This is a genomic window from Pantoea sp. AS-PWVM4, from assembly GCF_000468095.1.
GTDB classification, from domain to species: domain Bacteria; phylum Pseudomonadota; class Gammaproteobacteria; order Enterobacterales; family Enterobacteriaceae; genus Pantoea; species Pantoea phytobeneficialis.
In genome coordinates this window covers 25,660-47,536 of record NZ_ASZC01000005.1, presented here as the reverse complement: position 1 = coordinate 47,536, position 21,877 = coordinate 25,660, and the positions used below count along the sequence as shown (strand labels likewise).

Sequence of the window (21,877 nt, the reverse complement as noted above, 5' to 3'; positions counted from 1 at the left end):
ATCATGAAAGAAAGCTACCAGATAGCATCACACTTCTATGATGAGATGTTGCTGAGCGACGGCCAACACCGCGCTCACTATCAGCACTACTGGGAATGGTTGCAAGCGGCGGACAAAGAGGCAGTGGCGCGTAAACGTGAGGAAGCGGAACTTTTGTTTCATCGCGTTGGCATCACCTTCAACGTCTATGGCGAGGACGGTGGTGCAGAGCGCCTGATTCCGTTCGACAGCGTGCCGCGTATTATTCCTGCCAGCGAATGGGCAATGCTCGATCGCGGTATCCGACAACGGGTACAAGCCCTCAACGCCTTCCTGCACGATATCTACCATCAACAGCACATCCTGAAGGCGGGCATCATTCCTGCCGAGCAGGTGCTGGTCAACGATCAGTACCAGCCTTGCATGCAAGGTGTTGATCTGCATCGTAATATCTATGCGCATATCGTCGGCGTGGATATGGTGCGCAACAACGATGGCGAATATTACGTGCTGGAAGATAACCTGCGCACCCCGTCTGGCGTCTCCTATATGCTGGAGAACCGCAAGATGATGATGCGCCTCTACCCGGAGTTATTTGCCGAGCAGCATGTGGCCCCGGTCGAGCGTTATCCGTCGCATCTGTTGCAGACGTTGCGTGAAAGCTCGCCGGTGAACGATCCGGTGGTGGTGGTTCTGACGCCGGGCCGCTTCAACAGCGCCTATTTTGAGCACAGCTTCCTCGCCCAGCAGATGGGCGTCGAGTTGGTGGAAAGCGCCGATCTGTTTGTTAAAGATGGCGCGGTGATGATGCGTACCACCGCCGGACCTTGCAAGGTGGATGTGATCTATCGACGCGTGGATGATGCCTTCCTCGATCCGCTGGCGTTCCGCCCGGACTCGATGCTCGGCGTACCCGGATTGCTGTCGGTGTATCGTGCCGGGAATGTGGTGCTGGCGAATGCCATCGGCACCGGGGTTGCGGATGACAAATCGATCTACCCTTATGTGCCGGATATGATCCGTTTCTACCTCGACGAAGATCCGATCCTCAATAACGTGCCAACCTGGCAATGCCGCAACCCGAAAGATCTGTCCTACGTTCTGGCCAACCTCGATCAGATGGTGGTGAAGGAAGTGCACGGCGCAGGTGGCTACGGCATGTTGATTGGTCCGGTGGCGAGTCAGCAGGAGCTGAGCGACTTCCGGGCGCGTCTCCAGGCAAGGCCGGATAACTATATCGCGCAGAATACCCTGTCGCTTTCGACCTGCCCGACCTTTATCGACAACGGCCTCGCACCACGGCATATCGACCTGCGTCCGTTTGCGCTGTGCGGGGCGGATATCCGTCTGGTACCGGGCGGTTTAACTCGCGTGGCGCTAACCGAAGGTTCGCTGGTGGTGAACTCATCGCAAGGCGGTGGCACCAAGGATACCTGGGTTCTGGAGGATGACGCATCATGCTAAGCCGCACGGCCAGTGGCCTCTATTGGATGGCGCGCTATCTGGAGCGCGCGGAACAACTCGCCAGGGTATTGGATGTGACTAACCGGCTGTCGTTGATGCCGGTGCGTAACAGCCACGGTGATGAGCTGCTGTTGCCGCTCAATCTTACTGGCACGCGTCAGCTGTTTGAAACGCTCAACGGGCGTTTCACCATGCCGCAGTTGTTCAACTTCTTTGCTCTCGACGATCGCAATCCCAGCAGCATTTTTTGTTGCTGGCAATCGGCATGGAACAACGCCCATGCGGTGCGCGGTAGCCTCTCGTCGGAAGTGTGGGAAAGCATCAACTCCACCTGGATTGAGATGCGTAGCATGCGCCGTCGTGGCATTTCCAGTGCCAATGCCGACAGCTTTTTTGACTGGGTCAAGGAGCGTTGCCATCTGTTTCGTGGTGCGATGTTTGGCACCCTGTTGCGCGGCGATGCCATGAGTTTTATTCGCCTCGGCACCCTGATGGAGCGTGCTGACGGCAGTACGCGCCTGTTGAGCGTCAATCAACAATTGCTGGAGCAGCATCCTGATTCGGTACGCGAATATTATTGCCTCGACACCTTGCTGCGTGCGGTATCCGCTCGCGAGGCCTATAACGCCATCTTCAAACAACAGCTGATGCCGGATCTGGTCAATGAAATGCTGATCCTGCGCAGCGAAAGCCCGCGATCCTTGCACTCCTGCATTGAAGAGATCGCTAACCAACTGGAGCAGATCGGCAGCAGCGGTGAAGATCGCCCGCGCTATCTTGCCACTGTATTGCTGGCTGAGATGCGGTTCAGCACCTGGGAAAGCCTGACGCGTGACGGCCTGAATAACTGGCTGAACCATTTCCTGGCAGACATTAACGCATTGGCTGACAGCATCAATCACACCTATCTGGAGGCGAAATGAGACTGAACATCGAGCATAAAACCTGGTATGCCTGGGAGCATCCGGTCAAACTCAGCACCCAGTATCTGCGCCTGACACCGCAAAACTCGGTGCATCAAAAAATTCTGTCGTGGGAGCTGGCGCTGCCCTGCGATGCGACCCGTACCGTCGATGCTTACGGCAACGTGATGCATGTGCTGACGCTGGACACGCCGCATCAGATGCTGGAGATCGCCGCGCGCGGTGTGGTGGATATTCTTGATGATGGCGAACTGGCGGCCGATCCGGAGTCAACGCTGTCACCGCTGATTTTCCTGCGCGGCACGCCGCTGACGCAACCGGATAGCGCCATCCGCGATTTTGCCCTGCGTTACTGGCGACCCGAAGCACCGCTCGCCAGCCTGGAAAAATTGATGGGAGAACTGCTGCTGAAAATGCCTTATCGTCCCGGCAGCACCCAGGTGAGTGATACCGCTGCGAAAGTATTTGCCGCCGGCTCTGGTGTTTGCCAGGATCACAGCCATGTGTTTCTCGCCTGCTGTCGCAGTCTGGGGATTCCGGCACGGTATGTCAGCGGTTATCTCTATACTGACAATGTCGAACACGTTGCCACCCATGCCTGGGTTGAAGCCTGGTTGGATGGCAGTTGGCACAGCTTTGATATCACCAATAATACCCGCAGCACCCGGCAGCACTTACGGCTGGCGGTGGGCGTGGATTATCTCGACGCCTGTCCGGTTCGCGGCATGCGCCTGGGCGGCGGGGGTGAAGATATGCTGGCGGTGGCTGCGGTGCAACAGGTGCACTCGCAGCAGTAATTCTCTTTGCAGGCGTGACTATGACTTATTGTGTGGCAATGCGTTTATCATCAGGGATGATTTTTGTTTCCGACTCACGCACCAACGCGGGCGTCGACCATATTTCGTCGTTTCGTAAGTTGCATGTGTTTCAGGTGGATGATGAACGCACGTTGGTGCTGCAAAGCGCTGGCAACCTCGCCACCACGCAAAGCGTGATGAGCCTGCTGCGACGCGGTAATGATGACAGCGACCAGCCCAATCTGCTCAACGGGAAATCGTTGTATGACATTGCGTTACTGGTGGGCGAAACGCTGCGCGAAGTGATCAAGCGCGATGGTGAAGAGTTTGGCGGCACGTTGCTGCTGGGTGGACAGATCCGTGGCGAAGAGCCGCGGCTGTTCCAAATCTATCCGCAGGGGAATTTTATTGAAGCCAGCGTCGATACCCCGTATTTCCAGATTGGTGAGAGCAAATACGGCAAACCGATCATTGACCGTGTGCTGCGCTATGAAACGCCGCTCAGTCAGGCGATGCAGTGCGCGCTGATTTCGATGGATTCGACCCTGGCGAGTAATATCTCGGTGGGGTTGCCGCTGGATGTGATGATTTATCACAGCGACAGTTTCAGCGACAACGAGCAGTACCATATCACCGATCAGCACCCCTATTTTTCACAGATCCGCCAGCTATGGAGCAAGGGGCTGCTCAGCGTGTTCTCGCAGCTCCCGCCGCTGAAATTGTAGTTCCTGCCAACAAGCGCGATAAATCGGTGCTGTAGCGGCGCGATTTATCGCGCGTCTGTTAAACCTGATAACGACGTTCATAAATCTGAAAACAAGCCGTTTTACCTTCGGGGCGATAACCGCTCCCTATAAGAAGGTGAACAATGTTTTCTGTTGATCAGGTTCTCAATACTTACTGGCCGGGCTTCCAGGCGGCGGGATGGCAAAAACGCCTGCTGAAATGGGCGCTGCGTGAACACGAATTCCAACAATTTGCCGCTCGCTATCGCCACCTGCAAGGGGTGGACATGGTGGAGCAGGTGCTGGAGCACCTTGATGTGCGCTGCGAGTTAAGCGAGCGCGATCTGGAGCAAATTCCTTCTCATGGCCCGGTGGTGATTATGGCTAACCACCCCCTGGGCGCGCTGGATGGTCTGGCGCTGCTGGCGGCGGTATCGCAGGTCAGGCGCGATGTGAAAATTGTCGCTAACCGCATGCTGATGATGCTGGAACCGCTGAATAACCTGATGCTGCCGGTGGATAACATGGGCAACCGCACCAGCCGTGAGCAGCTGACGCGTATGCAGCAGCATCTCGACAATCAGGGCGTACTGATTGTTTTCCCGGCAGGGGAAGTTTCACGTCTGACCACCCGTGGCGTGCGCGATCGCCGCTGGCATCACAGTTTCCTGCGCCTTGCCGCCCGCGCCCGTGCGCCGCTGGTGCCGGTGCATGTGGTGGGGCGTAACAGCGCGGCTTTTTATGCCGTCAGCCAGATTGCCCAGCCGCTGGCCTTGCTGATGCTGGTGCGTGAGATGTTTCGCCAGCGCGGTTCGCGTATCAAGCTGCATATCGGTGAGCAGATCCCCTTTGCGCACTGGCACGACGGCCACACGCCAGGTAAAGAGCTGGCGAAGCGGTTGCGCAAGCATCTGTACCGTATCAGTCAGGGGCGACGTGGCCTGTTTCAGACCGAGGCAGCCATCGCTCGCCCGGAAGATCGTGCTGAGCTGAGAAAAGCGTTGCTGGAGAGCGAGCGGCTCGGCACCTTGCCGGATGGCAAGCAGATCTACCTGTGGCGGCGCAACGGCGCAAGTTGGGTGCCGCTGTTGCGAGAACTGGGCCGCCTGCGTGAAATTGCTTTCCGCGCGGTAGGCGAGGGCAGCGGCCGACGACGTGACCTGGATAAGTACGATGATGATTACTATCACCTGATTTTGTGGGATGACGCCGAGCTGGAGATTGTGGGCGCGTACCGTTTTATTCCGGGGGCAGAGCAGCTGGAGCGGCGCGGCCTGGAAGGGATCTACAGCGATAGCCTGTTTCATTATGACGAACGTATGCTGCCGATAATTCGCCAGGGACTGGAGCTGGGACGCAGCTTTATCCAACCCGCTTACTGGGGCAAACGGGGTCTGGATTACCTGTGGATGGGGATTGGTGCCTATATCGCCCGCTACCCGGAAACCCGTTATCTGTTTGGCCCGGTCTCGATCTCCGGCGGGATGCCGCTGGCGGCCCGCGACCTGCTGGTGGCGTTTTATCGCCTCTATTTCCCGACCGAGCTGCCGCTGGCAACATCGCGTCGTCCCTATCCGGCTTCGCTACCGGAAGTGCTGGCGCAGTTTACTGGCGACAATTACCAGGAAGATTTACGCCGCCTGAAGCATCTGCTTGCCAACCTCGGTACCGCTATTCCGACGCTGTACAAGCAATACTCGGAACTGTGCGAACCGGGTGGAGTGCAGTTTATTGATTTCGGTAGCGACCCCGATTTTAACCATTGCATCGATGGCCTGGTGTTGGTCGACCTGACGCGCGTCAAAGCCGCACGTTATGAGCGCTATATCGCGATGCATCTGGTCCCGTAGCGGCGCGATTTATCGCGCAGGTTTGTCCCACATCACGCACGTATGGCGCGATAAATCGCGCCACTACTTTTCAGTGGATATCACGGTGCTGTCATCTGAATGCCGTCAACACAACGTAATTCATTGCGTATCCCACTGAACAATTTCTCGCCACTGCCGATAACCAAACTACCAACTTTCGCCTGTAAGCTGATAGCGCTTGTCAACGCTGCGTATTTGCTATTAAGTCTGCAGAGCAATTAAGAATTTTCCTGGGTTACCAGGTGACATCAGGCCAGCAATAGGCAAATAACAATGGATAATAATTCTGACGTCATGTACCGCTTGCTTGTGCAAAGCGTGCTTGATTACGCCATTTACATGCTCAAGCCGGACGGTACGGTAGCGAGCTGGAACGCTGGCGCACAACGCGCCAAGGGCTACACCGCTGAAGAAATTATCGGCAAGAATTTCGCGCTGTTTTACAGTGAAGACGATCGTAAAAATGGCGCACCGCTGCGTGGTTTAGCCAATGCCACCGCCACCGGACGTTTTGAGACTGAAGGCTGGCGTTACCGCAAAGATGGCAGCGCCTTTTGGGCGCATGTGATTATTGATGCGATCCGCGATCAATATGGCGAGCTGCTCGGCTTTGCCAAAATCACCCGTGATTGTACCCAGCAACAGGAGCAACAACGCAGGCAGCGTGAGCAGGAAGAACGGTTCCGCCTGCTGGTGGAGGGTGTCACCGATTACGCCATCTATATGCTGGATCTGGACGGCAACGTCGAAAATTGGAATGCCGGTGCGCAACGCGCCAAAGGGTATGTCGCGGAAGAGATCGTCGGACAGCATTTTTCACGCTTTTACAGCGCACAGGATCGCCTCAACCATATCCCGGAGAAGAACCTCGGTATCGCGTTTAAAACCGGGCGTTTTGAAGATGAAGGCTGGCGTTATCGTAAGGATGGCAGTGCCTTTTGGGCGCATGTGATTATCGATGCCATCCGTGATGATGCCGGCAAGTTGATCGGCTACGCCAAAATTACCCGTGACTGCACCGAACAACAGGCGTTACTGCGCGCCCAGCGTGAGCAGGAAAAAACCTTTCGGCTGTTGGTCACCGGGGTGCGGGATTACGCCATTTACATGCTGGATGTGCAGGGGCGGGTGGTGAACTGGAATGCCGGGGCGCAACGGGCGAAAGGCTATCGTTCCGAAGAGATTGTCGGCCAGCATTTTTCGGTGTTCTACGGTGCACAGGAGCGCCAGTCGAAAGCGCCGGATGCCAATCTGGGTATCGCGCTGAAAACCGGCCGCTTTGAGGATGAGGGCTGGCGTTATCGTAAGGACGGCTCCGCCTTCTGGGCACATGTGGTGATCGATGCAATCCACAATGAAGAAGGCCGACTGATTGGCTTTGCAAAAATTACCCGTGATGTGACTGAACGTCGTGAACATGAGCAGCAGTTGCTGCGTGCACGGGATTTGGCCGAAGCGCAGAGCGCCAAAGCCTCTGAGCTGTCGAAATTCCTCGACACCATCATTACCCATATCCCGTCGTGTGTGATTGTTGAAGACGCCATCACCCGTGAAATTCTGATGGTCAACGACAAAGCCGAGCAGTTGTTCGGCATCAACAAGTTATTGATCATGCATAAACGGCCGCATGAATGTATGTCGGCAGAGCTGAGTGATTACTTCAACAGCCTGGCGGATATTGCCCTGCGCAGTGAAGGTATCCATACACGCGAGCAACTGTTGCTGACGGCGGGCGGCGAGCGCATTCTGCATACCCGCGCCACCACTATCGCCGGAAAAGATCTGCGGCAGAACTTCGTGATGCTGATTGTGGAGGACGTGACCGACCAGCGTGAAGCGGATGCGCGTATTCACCATATGGCGCACCACGACAACCTGACCAGCCTGCCCAACCGCATTCTGTTCCGCCAGAAACTGAGTGAGGCACTGCGCGCGGATACACAGGGCGGGTATATCACCGCCACGCTGTGTCTCGATCTCGATAACTTCAAAAACGTCAACGATGCGCTGGGCCATCAGATTGGTGATGACCTGTTGCGTACGGTGGCGAAGCGTTTGCGGAATGTATTGCGCGATCACGACACCCTGGCACGTATTGGCGGTGATGAGTTTGCGATTGTGCTGCCTGGCATTCGTAACGCCGATGAAGCCGCCGTGGTGGCGCAGCGACTGATTGAAGCGATTCGTCCTCCGGTCAATCTGGAGGGACATAATCTGTCAGTCGGGCTGAGCGTCGGGATTGCGCTGAGTTCACAGGCCGCTAACACGCCGGAACATATGTTGCGCTGTGCTGATATGGCGCTGTACGAAGCCAAACGTAATGGCCGAAATCGTTATGAGCATTTCACGCTGGAGATGGATGACCTGGCACGGAGTCGCCGGGTGATCGAGAACGATCTGCGCGATGCGATTAGTGGACGTCAGCTCAAGCTCTACTATCAGCCGATCACCGATGGTGATGAGAAAGGGATCATTGGCTATGAAGCGCTGATGCGCTGGCATCACCCGATCAAAGGGTTGATCATGCCGAACGATTTTATCCCGATCGCCGAAGAAACCGGTCTGATCCATCTGCTGGGGGCGTACGCGCTGTATGAAGCCTGTCGTGAAGCAGCAAGCTGGGAAGGGGAGCAATCGGTGTCAGTTAACCTGTCGCCGTTGCAGTTCAAAAACAGCTCGTTGGTATCGGTGGTAGAAGGCGCGTTGCGTGAGTCCGGACTGGCACCGCATCGTCTTGAGGTGGAGATCACCGAATCGGTGTTGCTGGATGATACCCTCGGTAATATTCGTACTCTGCAAAGTCTGAAAGCGCTGGGCGTGCAAATTGCGCTGGACGATTTCGGCACGGGTTATTCATCTCTCAGCTACCTGCGGTCCTTCCCGTTCGACAAAATCAAAATCGACAAGTCGTTTATCAACGATATGGGTGACAGTCGTGAAGCGCTGGCGATTATCCGGGCTATCACCGGGATGAGCCGGAGTCTGGATATTCAGATCACCGCAGAAGGGGTGGAGAGCAGCGAGCAGTTTGCCCGGTTGCGTGAAGAGGGTTGTACCCTGTTCCAGGGCTACCTGTTTGGTCGGCCGCAGCCTTCAGAGCTACGCTTAAAAACGCTGGAATAAAACAAATCGGCCCGCAATGCGGGCCGTTTTATCTTATGCGCCGTGGCTTTCGGTATTCATACGGCCCAGATCTTTATCGATCAGGAATAGGCCTTCACCTTTGCTGCCCACCAACGCCAGTTTATCCAGCACGGTTTTGAACAGCTTCTCTTCTTCATGCTGCTCCGCCACGTACCATTGCAGGAAGTTGAAGGTGGAGTAATCCTGCGTGGTCATCGCCGCATGAGCCAGTTCATTGATTTTGCTGGTGATCAGCTTTTCATGATTTAACGTTTCTTCGAACAGTTCAGCCAGGGAGTTCCAGCTGACCGGCGGCGCCGCGATGCTGCCCAGTACTGGCAGCGAACCGGCATCGCTCAGGTAATCAAACAGGCGCTGCATATGTTCCATCTCTTCGCGAGAGTGCATTTTCAGGAAGGAGGCAGCCCCTTCAAAACCTTTGTCACTGCACCAGGCACTCATTTGCAGGTAGAGGTTGGCAGAGAAGAATTCCAGATTCAGTTGGTCATTCAGACGAGCAGTCATTTCAGCAGTTAACATGGCTGATTCCTTTTTTAAATTTTTCAGGTGAGTGCGGTGAATTATGCATCAACCTATACTTTTTTGTGAAGTGATTTTCGTCAAAAAGTTGAATTTATCTTATTGATTATAAATGGAATTATTCAGGTTTTTGAATGCGACCGATTCTCATTTTTGTCTTCTTTTCATTCTGATTTATTGCACCATTATGGTGCGTCGAGGTTGCCTGTTTAGCGTGCACTCACTGCGTTATTGATTTTATTTTCAGCGATCTGATTACCTGACGAAAATATTGATGTGAGAAATAAAGGCATCTGCGCTGAATTTTTTCAGGCAGAAAGATTGATATTTCGGTCATTTAATTGTTACTGAACAAAATTAGCGCTTTCGCAATTAAAGAAAATACCAGCTGGCATAAATCCTGCTTAGAACTTAGTTCCATATATTGCAACTGTTTGGTTAAAAAATAACGCCAGCAGGAGGGTTTTATGTCTGAAGAAAAAATCATTGCTACCCATGAACGGGTGTCGGCGGGTATCGGCGGTTACGTCGCGTTGATATTGGCCATTCTGTTTTTCTCCGGCTTATTTTATAAGGTGGACGGTTTTAGCTGGTTAGGGGCGTTTGATTTCACCACGCTGGGCGGCAGTTTCGGCACCATGAAAGAATCGACCAATACCTTCCTCGGTGCCGGTGGCCTGAGCGCCAAAGCAGGCTTTCTGTTTGCGTTGTCGCTGGCCCCAACGGTGATGCTGGCGCTGGGTGTACTGGAGATCTTTACCCATTACGGTGCGATTCGCGCCGCGCACAAGTTATTGACGCCGCTGTTGAAACCGTTGATGGGTTTGCCGGGTCGCTGTGGCCTGGCATTAATTACCGATCTGCAAAGTACCGATGCTGGCGCTGCATTAACCAAAGAGATGTACGACCAGCAACAGGTCAGCAAAAAAGACATCGTGGTGATGTCCGCCTGGCAATATTCCGGTGCCGGTTTGATCAATAACTATTTTGCTATCGGCTCGGCGTTGTTTGCTTCAATGACGGCTCCGATCATTATTCCGCTGGTGTTAATGTTTGTTCTCAAATTCGTCGGTGCGGCTTTTGTCCGTTTCATGTTAAATAGTGTTTATAAAAAGGATTTTGCCGATGTCAAATAATGCTCCGTCACGGGTGAATAATAACCCGTTCGATATTTTTATCGTGGGTGCGCGTAAAGGCTTCCATATCGCTATCCATAATCTGATGCCAAATGTGGTGATGGCTTATGTGCTGGCGGAAGTGCTGAATCTGCTGGGCATTATGCAATTCCTCGGGCATCTCTTTGCCCCGGTGATGGGGCTGTTTGGCCTACCGGGGGAAGCCATTACTGTGCTGCTGACGGCCTGGTTATCCTCCTCGGCAGCAGTGGGGGTGGCAGTCAGTCTGCTGACCAAAGGGACTCTGAGCGGAGCGGATATCACTATCCTGGCCCCGGCAATTTTCCTGATGGGATCACAGTTGCAATACATGGGTCGCCTGTTGGGTGTTGCCGATGTGCCGAAGAAATACTGGCCGCTGTTGATGCTGACCAGCATCATCAATGCGGTGATCGCCATGCTTGTGATGCGTTTTTTTGTTTAGGAGCTAACCGGTGTCCAACGTCTTAGAACATTATCATTTTCTGCATGAAATCCCGGAACTGGGTTTTCAGGAGTTTAAAACCTCAGCCTATATCGCCGACCAGCTGGAACAGGCGGGGATCAAAGTCATTCGCGGCATTAACAACACCACCGGCATTGTGGCGGAAATTGACAGCGGTGTGCCCGGCCCGGTGCTGGCATTGCGTGCGGATATGGATGCACTGGGACATGTCATTGATGGGGTCGCTTGTGCACGCCATACCTGCGGCCATGATGGTCACTCCTCGGTGGTACTGACTGCCGCGCAGGAGCTGTTGAAAGAAGGGGCAATCAAAAAAGGCCGCCTGAAGTTATTGTTCCAACCCGCTGAGGAACTGGGCGCAGGCGCGCTGTCGATGATCGAGGGCGGGGCAATGGAGGATGTCGAGATGATCCTCGGTTTCCATGTGCGCCCGCTGGAAGAATGCCATGTGGGACAGGCGACGCCTGCGGTGATCTATTCTGCCTGTAGCACGCTGGAAGCAACCATCAAAGGCGTTCCGGCCCATGCGGCACGCCCGCACCTTGGCGTAAATGCGCTCGACGCGGCGGTACAGGCGGTGCAGGCCGTGAACAGTATCCATCTGTCACCGGGGCTGAACTGGAGCGTCAAAGCGACACGTTTTCTCTGTGATGCCGGTGTCACCAACTCGGTACCGGATGAAGCGCGCGTGGTGTGGGACCTGCGTTCGCAGGAAAACGAACCGATGGATATCCTCAAACAAAAAGTGACGCAGGCGGTGCTCAATAGCGTTGCGGCACTGGGGGCAACTGCCGAGGTGGTGGTGCTCAAGGAAATGCCTGCGGCGGAGATCCATGAGGAAGCGACGGCGGTGATTCGGGCGGCGATTGTTGATGTGCTGGGCGAAGAGGGGCTGCTGGGCGCGAAAACGACGCCAGGCAGTGAAGATTTCTTCTATTACCCGGTGAAATGCCCAACGGTGAAAGCCGGATTCTGGGGATTAGGCACCAACCTGGTGCCGGGCCTGCATCACCCTGAGATGCGTTTTGAACTGAGTTCGCTGGAAATTGGGGTGAAGATCTTCAAAGCCGCGGTGACGAGAGTGTTGGGTTAATCTGAGCTTCCTCCGTAGCGGCGCGATTTATCGCGCAGGTTTTTCGGCAACGCGCACGGAATTGCGCGATAAATCGCGCCGCTACCCATGCTGCATTGTTCCTCTCGTCGCCAATTTCCCCACCTCACTGAAATATTGTATGCTATGCCGCCTGAATAACCGCTGGCTCAGCCCCGGTCACCCTGATTTATTCGCAGCGCGCGGCTCGTGCGTTGCCCTTTGAGAAGATTTCACTGATGTCTAATGCTCCCTTTTTACAAGAGGTGGCGCGCCGCCGTACCTTCGCGATCATTTCGCACCCGGACGCCGGTAAAACCACTATCACCGAGAAAGTTCTGCTGTTCGGACAGGCTATCCAGACCGCCGGTACGGTAAAAGGCCGTGGATCAAACCAACACGCCAAATCCGACTGGATGGAGATGGAGAAGCAGCGTGGTATCTCCATCACCACCTCGGTGATGCAGTTCCCCTATCGTGACAGCCTGGTGAACCTGCTGGATACCCCTGGGCACGAAGACTTCTCGGAAGATACCTACCGTACGCTGACGGCGGTGGACTGCTGCCTGATGGTGATCGATGCCGCCAAAGGTGTTGAAGATCGTACCCGTAAGCTGATGGAAGTGACCCGTCTGCGTGATACGCCGATCATCACCTTTATGAACAAACTTGACCGTGATATCCGCGACCCGATGGAGCTGCTGGATGAAGTCGAGAACGAGCTGAAGATCGCCTGTGCGCCTATTACCTGGCCGATCGGCTGCGGCAAACTGTTTAAAGGCGTGTATCACCTCTACAACGATGAAACCTATCTGTACCAGACTGGTCAGGGGCACACCATTCAGGAAGTGCGTATCGTTAAAGGGCTGAACAATCCGGATCTCGACAAAGCTGTCGGTGAAGATCTGGCGCAGCAGCTGCGCGATGAGCTGGAGCTGGTGCAGGGTGCATCCAATGAATTTGATGAAGAGTTGTTCCTGAGCGGCGAAATCACCCCGGTGTTTTTCGGCACCGCGCTGGGTAACTTTGGCGTTGACCATATGCTGGATGGTCTGGTTTCCTGGGCACCGGCACCGATGCCGCGTCAGAGCGACACCCGTACCGTGGAAGCTAAAGAAGAGAAGTTCAGCGGCTTCGTGTTCAAGATTCAGGCCAACATGGACCCGAAACACCGCGACCGCGTGGCTTTTATGCGCGTGGTATCCGGTAAATATGAGAAGGGCATGAAGCTGCGTCAGGTTCGCATCGGCAAAGATGTGGTGATCTCTGACGCGCTGACCTTTATGGCCGGTGACCGTTCACATGTGGAAGAAGCCTATCCGGGCGATATCATCGGTCTGCACAACCACGGCACCATCCAGATTGGCGACACCTTCACCCAGGGTGAGAACATGAAGTTCACCGGTATTCCGAACTTCGCCCCTGAGCTATTCCGTCGTATTCGCCTGCGCGATCCGCTGAAGCAGAAACAATTGCTGAAGGGTTTGGTACAGCTGTCGGAAGAGGGCGCGGTACAGGTATTCCGTCCGGTGCATAACAACGATTTGATCGTTGGTGCGGTGGGTGTGTTGCAGTTTGACGTGGTGGTCGCGCGCCTGAAAAGCGAATACAACGTTGAAGCAATTTACGAATCGGTCAACGTGGCAACCGCGCGTTGGGTTGAATGCGCTGACGTGAAGAAATTCGATGAATTTCAACGTAAAAACGAGATCAACCTTGCGCTGGATGGCGGTGATAACCTGACCTATATTGCCCCGACCATGGTGAATCTGAATATCACCCAGGAACGTTATCCTGACGTGACTTTCCGCAAAACGCGCGAGCATTAATCGCCGTTTTCTCCAGGGCCTGTGGTTTCCACTGGCCCTGTTTTTCCCTTCCAGACTCCTCTTAAAAACGCTGTTTTTTTCGCTTTTTGGCGAGATATCAACCACAAAAACCGGCAAAACCCTCAGTCCCGTCTATGATCATTCTGTCGGACGAGAAAAGAAACTTCAGGTTTCATTGCGTCCATTATCGCAGCAACGCCGTTTGTTGCTGGCTCATTCGCGGTTGCGGATGCGTAAACGGATAGAAGGATGATATCGATGATTAAGACTAAGATTGCCAAAACCCTGATTGCCGCGCTGGCGGGTTCGGCCCTGATGAGTGGCGCTGCACTGGCCGATGAATCCCTGACGCAAAAAGCGCAGGCGACCGCCGACAGTGCCGGGGCAAAAATCGATAGCTCTATGAAAAAAGTCGGTGGGTATATGGATGACAGCGGCATCACCGCCAAAGCGAAAGCGGCGCTGGTGGATGATGAAGCGATAAAAAGCACGGATATCTCAGTAAACACGCATCAGGGCGTGGTGACCTTGAGCGGTTTTGTCACCTCTCAGGACCAGGCGGAAAAAGCCGTGGCCGTGGTGCAGAAAGTTGAAGGGGTGAAATCCGTCAGTGACAAACTGCACGTTAAAGACAGCAAAACCACTTCACTGAAAGGTTATGCCGGGGATGCGGCAACCACCAGTGAAATCAAAGCTAAACTTTTAGCGGATGACATCGTGCCATCACGCAACGTGAAGGTGGAAACCACGGATGGCGTGGTGCAGTTGTCCGGTACGGTCGCCAACAAGGCGCAGTCGGACCGCGCGGAGCAAATCGCCAAAGCCATTGAAGGCGTGAAAAGTGTCAAGAATGACCTGACGATTAAATCTTAACCGTGGGCGCTGCGGCTTTTCGTATCCGCCGCAGCGTAATAACAACATCTTTCTGCACACCCACATTGGGATGAACTAAGCAGTTCGATTTTCACGATGGTAAGGAGAGGCTTATGTTTCGTTGGGGCATTATCTTTCTGGTGATCGCACTGATTGCTGCAGCATTAGGATTTGGCGGTCTGGCGGGTACGGCAGCATGGGCGGCTAAAATTGTCTTTATTGTCGGTATTATTCTGTTCCTCATCAGCCTGTTTACCGGGCGTAAACGACCCTGACTCTGAGTCATAGTTCGCTCACCCGGCAGTAGCCTGAAGCGGAGACCAGTCAGGGCATAATAATGACTGGTTCTCCGGGTTGCGGGCGGTGGCGATTCTGCGCTTTAGCACCCCTCAGAGAAAGAACCGCTGAGGGACACATCTTGGGTATACGCATCCCTGTGACGCTGGGAACCATCGAACCCTTAGCGCTCACGCCCTTCAAATCAAACAAAATTGCGCTGGTGTGCGAAGGTGGCGGTCAACGCGGCATCTTTACCGCCGGAGTGCTGGATGAGTTTCAGCGCGCAGGCTTCAATCCTTTTGATCTGATGCTTGGCACCTCCGCAGGCGCACAAAATCTCTCAGCGTATGTCTGCGCCCAACCGGGTTATGCGCGGCGCGTGATCACCCGTTACACCACCAGCAAACTCTTCTTTGATCCGGTGCGTTTTGTGCGTGGCGGAAATCTGATCGATCTGGACTGGCTGGTAGATATCACCAGTCAGGAGCTGCCGTTGGCGATGAGCACGGCGGAGGGGCTGTTTGCCAAAGGCAGTGAATTTTATATGTGCGCTTGCCGCAGCGATGATTACAGCGCGCATTACTTCAGCCCAACCCGCAATACCTGGCTCGATATCATCAGAGCCTCCAGCGCCATTCCAGGGTTCTATCGCAGCGGGGTGGAGATGGATGGCATCAGTTATCTGGATGGCGGTATCAGCGATGCCATTCCGGTGCGTGAGGCGGCCCGGCGGGGTGCCGATACCGTTGTGGTGATTCGCACCGTTCCGTCGCAGATGTCGTACACACCGAAATGGATCAAGCGCATGGAACGCTGGCTGAGCGACAGCGCTTTGCAGCCAATGATCAACATTTTGCATCAGCACGAAGAAAGTTATCATGATATTCAACAATTTATCGATCAGCCGCCGGGGGATTTGCGCATTATCGAGATCTTCCCACCCAAACCGTTAGCCAGTAACGCGCTGGGCAGTCGCATCGCCTCGTTGAATCAGGATTACCATCTGGGTCGGCGCTGCGGCCGCTATTTCCTGGCCACGCTCGGTCAGTGGCTGAGTGATGCTGAGCCATTTGTGCGGCATACTGTCGTTACGCCACCTGCTGCGGTGGCGAATGCGCCGGATAACCGCGAGGTCAACACGCCTGACGTGGCCGGTAACGATGCTGATTATGATGCAGGTTCGCTGGCATGAGATTTATCGATACCCACTGTCATTTTGACTTCCCGCCGTTTGTTGATGCGGCGGAAGCGAGCATTGTGCGTGCTGCGCAGACAGGGGTTGAACGTATTATTGTACCCAGCGTCGATGCCAGTCGCTTTGCGCTGGTCAGCCAGTTGGCACAACAACATGCCGCGTTATATGCCGCGCTGGGGCTGCATCCGATTCAGATCGCCGTGCATCAGGATACGCACCTCGATCAACTGACGGATTGTCTGCACACCCCGGACGTAAAACGCGTGGCATTGGGGGAGATCGGACTCGATCTGTATATGGACGATCCCCAGTTCGACAAACAAACCCGGCTGTTGGATGGGCAGTTGAAGCTGGCCAAACGTTTCGATCTGCCGGTGATCCTCCATTCACGTCGTACCCACGATCAGCTGGCGCTGCATTTGCGCCGTCACGATCTGCCGCGCCGTGGTGTGGTGCACGGTTTTGCCGGTAGCCTGCAACAGGCACAGCGTTTTATTCAACTTGGCTATGCGATCGGCGTCGGTGGCACCATTACCTATGAACGCGCCAGTAAAACGCGTAACACCATCGCAGCATTGCCGCTGGATTCCCTGTTACTGGAAACCGATGCGCCTGATATGCCGCTGAACGGTTATCAGGGCGAACCCAACCGCCCGGAGCGAGCACGGCTGGTGTTTGATGTCTTGTGCCAGCTACGCCGTGAGCCGCCGGATATCATCGCTGATGCGCTTTGGCAAAACAGCCTGCGCGTCTTCAATCTCCCCGACTGAGCCTGGTCTGATCCCTGCGTGCTGCTCTGAATTGGCTACATTTACAGGGTGGTGGCGACACAACTTTCTCAATTAATGTGATAATAATAACATCTGCATTCCCGATCATGTCGGGCGCGCAATGGCGATATTTTGTGATGTTTATCACTTAATAAATGTATTATTTGCACAGTTTTCTTTTTTCATGTGATGAGTGATCGAATATTTCGTCGCTCAAATTGTTAGAATTATCACATTCCCTGGCGGGCGACTTCCGCCCAGGCTGACTTTTTTGGAGAGCACCATGACTGATTTCACCGCAGCCGCGCAGCGCGCACTGCAACTGATGGATTTGACCACACTGAACGATGACGATACTGACGAAAAAGTGATCGCGCTGTGCCGCCAGGCCAAATCACCCGCCGGTAACACCGCCGCTATCTGTATCTACCCGCGCTTTATCCCGGTGGCGCGCAAAGCGCTGCGTGAGCAGGGCACACCGGAAATCCGCATCGCCACGGTGACCAACTTCCCGCATGGCAATGATGATCTGGTTATCGCACTGGCGGAAACCCGCGCGGCGATCGCTTACGGTGCTGATGAGGTGGACGTGGTGTTCCCGTATCGCGCGCTGCTGGCGGGCAATCGTCAGATCGGTTTTGATCTGGTGAAAGCCTGCAAAGAAGCTTGTGCGGCATCCGGTGTATTGCTGAAAGTCATTATCGAAAGCGGTGAACTGAAAGATGCGGCGTTAATCCGTGAGGCTTCCGAAATCGCTATCGATGCCGGTGCCGACTTTATCAAAACCTCCACCGGTAAAGTGCCGGTCAACGCCACGCCGGAAACCGCCGCTATCATGCTGAGCGTGATCCGCGATAAAGGCGTGCAGCAGCAGGTCGGTTTTAAACCGGCAGGTGGCGTGCGCAGCGCAGAGGATGCGGCCCACTATCTGCAACTGGCCGACGATATCCTTGGTGCGGGTTGGGCGGATGCGCGCCATTTCCGTTTTGGCGCTTCCAGCCTGTTGGCGAGCCTGCTTAATACGCTGGGCCATGCCACCACCGCCAGCAAAGCTGGGTATTAATTGTTTTCGTAGCGGCGCGATTTATCGCGCGATTTTCAGCCGGGGAGGCAACCTTGTTCCTGCCACAAGAAATTATTCGCAAAAAACGCGATGGTCGTGAGTTGAGCGAAGCGGAGATCCGTTTCTTTATCAACGGTGTGCGTGATAACAGCGTATCAGAAGGACAAATTGCCGCGCTGGCGATGACCATCTGGTTCCACGATATGTCGCTGGCCGAACGCGTGGCGCTGACGATGGCGATGCGTGATTCCGGCACGGTGTTGAACTGGCAGGCGCTGAATCTCAACGGGCCAATTGTCGATAAACATTCAACCGGCGGCGTGGGTGATGTGACTTCGCTGATGCTTGGCCCGATGATCGCCGCCTGCGGTGGTTATGTGCCGATGATCTCGGGTCGTGGTCTTGGCCATACCGGCGGCACGCTGGATAAGCTGGAAGCGATCCCCGGTTTTGACATCTTCCCGAGCGATGATCGTTTCCGCGAGATCATCAAAGAAAATGGGGTGGCGATCATCGGGCAGACCAACTCGCTGGCACCGGCTGACAAACGTTTTTACGCGACACGCGATATCACCGCCACCGTTGATTCGATCCCGCTGATCACCGCCTCGATCCTGGCGAAAAAGCTGGCGGAAGGGCTGGATGCGTTGGTGATGGATGTCAAAGTGGGCAGCGGTGCCTTTATGCCAACCTTTGAAGCCTCAGAAAATCTGGCACAGGCGATTGTCGGCGTTGCCAATGGCGCAGGGTGCAAAACCACCGCGCTGCTGACCGACATGAATCAGGTGCTGGCTTCCAGCGCCGGTAACGCTCTGGAAGTGCGCGAAGCAGTGCAGTTCCTTACCGGCGAAGCGCGTAATCCCCGTCTGCTGGAGGTAACGCTGGCGCTGTGCAGTGAAATGCTGATATCCGGCAAGCTGGCGTCAAATGACTCCGAGGCTCGGCAGCAGTTGCAACGGGTGCTGGATAACGGCCAGGCGGCAGAGGTGTTTGGCCGTATGGTAGCCGCGCAGCAAGGCCCGACGGACTTTATCCAGCGTATGGACCATTACCTGCCTGCCGCCATGCTGAGTAAAGCGGTGTATGCCGACCAGCCGGGCATTGTCAGCGCGATGGATACCCGCGCCCTCGGCATGGCGGTGGTGGCACTGGGCGGTGGCCGTCAACGCGCCAGCGATACCATTGATTACAGCGTCGGTCTGAGCGAAATGATTACACTTGGGGCGCAGGCTGATGCACAACGCCCGCTGGCGGTAATCCACGCCGCAACCGAAGCGCAATGGCAGCAGGCTGCCGCTGCGGTCAAAGCAGCCATCACCCTGAGTGACAGTGCGCCGCCTGAGACGCCGGTGGTTTATCGCCGCATCAGCGAATAGTTGCCGCCGCTGCGTGCCAGGCCGAAGCCATTCGGGTATACTGATCTGATCGCTTTTTTTTGACTTGTCATCGCGCAGTTGCGCAGGAGACTTGCATGAAACGTGCTTTTATTATGGTGCTCGATTCCTTTGGGATCGGCTCCAGCAAAGACGCCGCTAAGTTCGGCGATGAAGGATCGGATACGCTCGGCCATATCGCCGAAGCGTGCTTTGCAGGCCAGGCCAATGAAGGCCGCGAAGGTCCGCTGCACTTGCCAAACCTCACCGCGCTGGGGTTGGGTAAAGCCGCTGAACTCTCCACCGGGCGTTTCCCGCCAGGGTTGGATCCGCGTGCAGAAATTATCGGTGCCTATGCCTACGCCAGTGAACTCTCCTCCGGTAAAGATACGCCGTCAGGCCATTGGGAAATCGCCGGTGTGCCGGTACTGTTCGACTGGGGCTACTTCAGCGACAAGGAGAACAGCTTCCCACAGGAACTGCTGGATAAACTGGTACAACGCGCCGATCTGCCAGGCTACCTCGGCAACTGCCACTCATCCGGGACGGTGATCCTTGACCAACTCGGCGAGGAGCACATGAAAACCGGCAAGCCGATTTTCTACACCTCGGCGGATTCGGTATTCCAGATTGCCTGCCATGAAGAGACGTTTGGACTGGAGCGGCTGTACGAGCTGTGCGAAATCGCCCGCGAAGAGCTGACCGAAGGTGGCTACAACATTGGCCGTGTGATTGCGCGCCCGTTTGTTGGCGACAAGGCCGGTCACTTCCAGCGCACCGGCAACCGCCACGATCTCGCGGTTGAACCACCGTCACCGACCATGCTGAAAAAGCTGGTGGATGAGAAGGGCGGCGAAGTGATTTCCGTGGGCAAAATCGCGGATATCTACGCGCAGCAGGGCATCACGCAAAAAGTGAAAGCCACCGGTCTGGATGAATTGTTCGACGCCACGATCGCGCAAATGAAGAAAGCGCCGGATCAGTCGATTGTGTTCACCAACTTCGTCGATTTTGACTCGACCTGGGGCCATCGTCGCGATATCGCCGGTTATGCTGGCGGGCTGGAGCTGTTTGACCGTCGCCTGCCTGAGCTGATGGAACTGGTGAAGGAGGATGACATTCTGATCCTGACCGCCGACCACGGTTGTGACCCCAGCTGGCACGGTACCGAACATACCCGTGAGCATATTCCGGTGTTGATCTACGGCCCGAAAGTTAAACCCGGCTCTCTGGGTTATCGTGATACCTTTGCCGATATCGGCCAGACAATCGCACACTATTTTGGCCTGTCCAGCATGGACTACGGCAAAAGCATGCTGTAAAACAGCGACCAATTTTTAATAAGGAAAATAACGATGGCAACGCCTCATATTAATGCAGAAATGGGTGATTTCGCGGACGTGGTTCTGATGCCGGGCGATCCGCTGCGTGCGAAGCACATTGCAGAAACCTTCCTCGAAAATGCGGTTGAAGTGAACAACGTACGCGGCATGCTGGGCTACACCGGGACATACAAAGGTCGCAAAATTTCGGTGATGGGCCACGGTATGGGTATCCCATCCTGCTCGATCTACGCCAAAGAACTGATCACCGAGTTTGGTGTGAAGAAGATTATCCGTGTAGGTTCCTGCGGCGCGGTGCGTGCGGATGTGAAACTGCGCGATATCGTAATTGGTATGGGTGCCAGCACGGATTCCAAAGTGAACCGTATGCGCTTCAAAGACCACGATTTCGCTGCGATTGCCGATTTCGACATGGTGCGTAACGCCGTTGATGCGGCTAAAGCTCTGGGTGTTGACGCGCGCGTTGGTAACATCTTCTCCGCTGACCTGTTCTACACCCCGGACCCGCAGATGTTCGACGTCATGGAAAAGTACGGCATCCTCGGTGTGGAGATGGAAGCGGCGGGTATCTACGGCGTGGCAGCAGAATTTGGTGCCAAAGCGCTGGCGATTTGTACCGTGTCGGATCATATCCGTACCCACGAGCAGACCACTGCGGCTGAGCGTCAGACTACCTTCAACGATATGATTAAGATCGCGCTGGAGTCGGTGCTGCTGGGGGATTAATTCCTCTGCGCTTGGTTACCCTCACCCCGGCCCTCTCCCATGAGGGAGAGGGAGACGTGCAATATGCTCGATCGTTCCCTCTCCCGCAAGCGGGAGACGTGCAATATGCTCGATCGTTCCCTCTCCCGCTTGCGGGAGACGTGCAATATGCTCGATCAGTTCCCTCTCCCGTTTGCGGGAGATAGAAACACGCTCGATCGGTTCCCTCTCCCGCTTGCGGGAGATAGAAACACGCTCGATCGGTTCCCTCTCCCGCTGGCGGGAGAGGGTTAGGGTGAGGGGTGAAACCATCTG

At 55.1% G+C, this 21,877-nt stretch carries 19 protein-coding genes; 18 read left to right on the top strand and 1 reads right to left on the bottom strand.

All coding sequences use genetic code 11. The annotated features are described in order from the left end of the window. Positions 1 to 3: 3 nt before the first annotated feature. From L579_RS06155 to L579_RS06130, 6 genes are all read left to right on the top strand, one after another. Complete coding sequence (locus L579_RS06155) at positions 4 to 1,443, top strand: circularly permuted type 2 ATP-grasp protein (RefSeq protein WP_013510490.1); 1,440 nt, start codon at positions 4 to 6, stop codon at positions 1,441 to 1,443. Beyond that, positions 1,437 to 2,366 carry an alpha-E domain-containing protein gene (locus L579_RS06150; RefSeq protein ID WP_021183417.1) on the top strand — a complete coding sequence of 310 codons (930 nt, stop codon included), beginning with the start codon at positions 1,437 to 1,439 and terminating at the stop codon, positions 2,364 to 2,366. The genes L579_RS06155 and L579_RS06150 overlap by 7 nt, the downstream gene beginning before the upstream one ends. Then, on the top strand, positions 2,363 to 3,163 hold the full coding sequence (locus L579_RS06145; RefSeq protein ID WP_021183416.1) for a transglutaminase family protein: 801 nt from the start codon (positions 2,363 to 2,365) through the stop codon (positions 3,161 to 3,163). Before L579_RS06150 ends, L579_RS06145 begins: the two co-directional genes overlap by 4 nt. 20 nt (positions 3,164 to 3,183) lie before the next feature. Continuing rightward, positions 3,184 to 3,888: a proteasome-type protease gene (locus L579_RS06140; RefSeq protein WP_021183415.1), complete on the top strand. Its 705-nt coding sequence runs from the start codon at positions 3,184 to 3,186 to the stop codon at positions 3,886 to 3,888. A gap of 143 nt (positions 3,889 to 4,031) precedes the next feature. Then, positions 4,032 to 5,738 carry a lysophospholipid acyltransferase family protein gene (locus L579_RS06135; RefSeq protein ID WP_021183414.1) on the top strand — a complete coding sequence of 569 codons (1,707 nt, stop codon included), beginning with the start codon at positions 4,032 to 4,034 and terminating at the stop codon, positions 5,736 to 5,738. Between the two features lie 294 nt (positions 5,739 to 6,032). Then, positions 6,033 to 8,882: a sensor domain-containing protein gene (locus L579_RS06130; RefSeq protein ID WP_036625491.1), complete on the top strand. Its 2,850-nt coding sequence runs from the start codon at positions 6,033 to 6,035 to the stop codon at positions 8,880 to 8,882. Positions 8,883 to 8,915: 33 nt separating this feature from the next. Here the strand turns inward: L579_RS06130 and ftnA are convergent, their stop codons facing one another. Then, positions 8,916 to 9,422: a non-heme ferritin gene (gene ftnA, locus L579_RS06125; RefSeq protein ID WP_021183412.1), complete on the bottom strand. Its 507-nt coding sequence runs from the start codon at positions 9,420 to 9,422 to the stop codon at positions 8,916 to 8,918. 467 nt (positions 9,423 to 9,889) lie between these two features. On the opposite strand from ftnA, the gene L579_RS06120 reads away from it, so the two are divergent. The 12 genes from L579_RS06120 to deoD all read left to right on the top strand — a co-directional run bounded on the left by L579_RS06120 (position 9,890) and on the right by deoD (position 21,583). Beyond that, positions 9,890 to 10,558 (top strand): nucleoside recognition domain-containing protein, encoded by a 669-nt coding sequence (locus tag L579_RS06120; RefSeq protein WP_021183411.1) that lies wholly within the window; start codon positions 9,890 to 9,892, stop codon positions 10,556 to 10,558. Next, entirely contained in the window at positions 10,548 to 11,021 is a 474-nt protein-coding gene (locus tag L579_RS06115) for a YjiG family protein (protein ID WP_021183410.1), read from the top strand. Before L579_RS06120 ends, L579_RS06115 begins: the two co-directional genes overlap by 11 nt. Before the next feature lie 10 nt (positions 11,022 to 11,031). Next, positions 11,032 to 12,135, top strand: a complete 1,104-nt coding sequence (locus tag L579_RS06110) for an amidohydrolase (protein WP_021183409.1) — start codon at positions 11,032 to 11,034, stop codon at positions 12,133 to 12,135. A gap of 236 nt (positions 12,136 to 12,371) precedes the next feature. After that, positions 12,372 to 13,961 (top strand): peptide chain release factor 3, encoded by a 1,590-nt coding sequence (gene prfC, locus L579_RS06105; RefSeq protein ID WP_013510477.1) that lies wholly within the window; start codon positions 12,372 to 12,374, stop codon positions 13,959 to 13,961. 258 nt (positions 13,962 to 14,219) lie between these two features. Further along, positions 14,220 to 14,834 (top strand): molecular chaperone OsmY, encoded by a 615-nt coding sequence (gene osmY, locus L579_RS06100; RefSeq protein ID WP_021183407.1) that lies wholly within the window; start codon positions 14,220 to 14,222, stop codon positions 14,832 to 14,834. A gap of 113 nt (positions 14,835 to 14,947) precedes the next feature. Further along, positions 14,948 to 15,109, top strand: a complete 162-nt coding sequence (locus L579_RS23215; RefSeq protein ID WP_013510475.1) for a DUF1328 domain-containing protein — start codon at positions 14,948 to 14,950, stop codon at positions 15,107 to 15,109. Positions 15,110 to 15,252: 143 nt separating this feature from the next. Beyond that, entirely contained in the window at positions 15,253 to 16,305 is a 1,053-nt protein-coding gene (locus L579_RS06095) for a patatin-like phospholipase family protein (RefSeq protein ID WP_036625486.1), read from the top strand. Next, positions 16,302 to 17,078, top strand: a complete 777-nt coding sequence (locus tag L579_RS06090; protein ID WP_021183405.1) for a TatD family hydrolase — start codon at positions 16,302 to 16,304, stop codon at positions 17,076 to 17,078. The genes L579_RS06095 and L579_RS06090 overlap by 4 nt, the downstream gene beginning before the upstream one ends. Positions 17,079 to 17,361: 283 nt before the next feature. Further along, complete coding sequence (gene deoC, locus L579_RS06085) at positions 17,362 to 18,141, top strand: deoxyribose-phosphate aldolase (protein WP_021183404.1); 780 nt, start codon at positions 17,362 to 17,364, stop codon at positions 18,139 to 18,141. A gap of 53 nt (positions 18,142 to 18,194) precedes the next feature. Then, entirely contained in the window at positions 18,195 to 19,517 is a 1,323-nt protein-coding gene (gene deoA, locus L579_RS06080; RefSeq protein ID WP_021183403.1) for a thymidine phosphorylase, read from the top strand. Between the two features lie 95 nt (positions 19,518 to 19,612). Further along, positions 19,613 to 20,836 carry a phosphopentomutase gene (gene deoB / locus L579_RS23740; RefSeq protein WP_021183402.1) on the top strand — a complete coding sequence of 408 codons (1,224 nt, stop codon included), beginning with the start codon at positions 19,613 to 19,615 and terminating at the stop codon, positions 20,834 to 20,836. 33 nt (positions 20,837 to 20,869) lie between these two features. Further along, a complete protein-coding gene (gene deoD / locus L579_RS23735) occupies positions 20,870 to 21,583 on the top strand; it encodes a purine-nucleoside phosphorylase (protein WP_013510469.1) in 714 nt (237 codons plus the stop codon). The last annotated feature ends 294 nt before the right edge of the window (positions 21,584 to 21,877 follow it).

What these genes read in the sequence shown, in the direction of transcription:
- L579_RS06155 (WP_013510490.1), top strand. Translation starts at nt 4, where the DNA reads ATGAAAGAAAGCTACCAGATAGCATCACACTTCTATGATGAGATGTTG.
- L579_RS06150 (WP_021183417.1), top strand. Translation starts at nt 1,437, where the DNA reads ATGCTAAGCCGCACGGCCAGTGGCCTCTATTGGATGGCGCGCTATCTG.
- L579_RS06145 (WP_021183416.1), top strand. Translation starts at nt 2,363, where the DNA reads ATGAGACTGAACATCGAGCATAAAACCTGGTATGCCTGGGAGCATCCG.
- L579_RS06140 (WP_021183415.1), top strand. Translation starts at nt 3,184, where the DNA reads ATGACTTATTGTGTGGCAATGCGTTTATCATCAGGGATGATTTTTGTT.
- L579_RS06135 (WP_021183414.1), top strand. Translation starts at nt 4,032, where the DNA reads ATGTTTTCTGTTGATCAGGTTCTCAATACTTACTGGCCGGGCTTCCAG.
- L579_RS06130 (WP_036625491.1), top strand. Translation starts at nt 6,033, where the DNA reads ATGGATAATAATTCTGACGTCATGTACCGCTTGCTTGTGCAAAGCGTG.
- ftnA (WP_021183412.1), bottom strand. Translation starts at nt 9,422, where the DNA reads ATGTTAACTGCTGAAATGACTGCTCGTCTGAATGACCAACTGAATCTG.
- L579_RS06120 (WP_021183411.1), top strand. Translation starts at nt 9,890, where the DNA reads ATGTCTGAAGAAAAAATCATTGCTACCCATGAACGGGTGTCGGCGGGT.
- L579_RS06115 (WP_021183410.1), top strand. Translation starts at nt 10,548, where the DNA reads ATGTCAAATAATGCTCCGTCACGGGTGAATAATAACCCGTTCGATATT.
- prfC (WP_013510477.1), top strand. Translation starts at nt 12,372, where the DNA reads ATGTCTAATGCTCCCTTTTTACAAGAGGTGGCGCGCCGCCGTACCTTC.
- osmY (WP_021183407.1), top strand. Translation starts at nt 14,220, where the DNA reads ATGATTAAGACTAAGATTGCCAAAACCCTGATTGCCGCGCTGGCGGGT.
- L579_RS23215 (WP_013510475.1), top strand. Translation starts at nt 14,948, where the DNA reads ATGTTTCGTTGGGGCATTATCTTTCTGGTGATCGCACTGATTGCTGCA.
- L579_RS06090 (WP_021183405.1), top strand. Translation starts at nt 16,302, where the DNA reads ATGAGATTTATCGATACCCACTGTCATTTTGACTTCCCGCCGTTTGTT.
- deoC (WP_021183404.1), top strand. Translation starts at nt 17,362, where the DNA reads ATGACTGATTTCACCGCAGCCGCGCAGCGCGCACTGCAACTGATGGAT.
- deoB (WP_021183402.1), top strand. Translation starts at nt 19,613, where the DNA reads ATGAAACGTGCTTTTATTATGGTGCTCGATTCCTTTGGGATCGGCTCC.
- deoD (WP_013510469.1), top strand. Translation starts at nt 20,870, where the DNA reads ATGGCAACGCCTCATATTAATGCAGAAATGGGTGATTTCGCGGACGTG.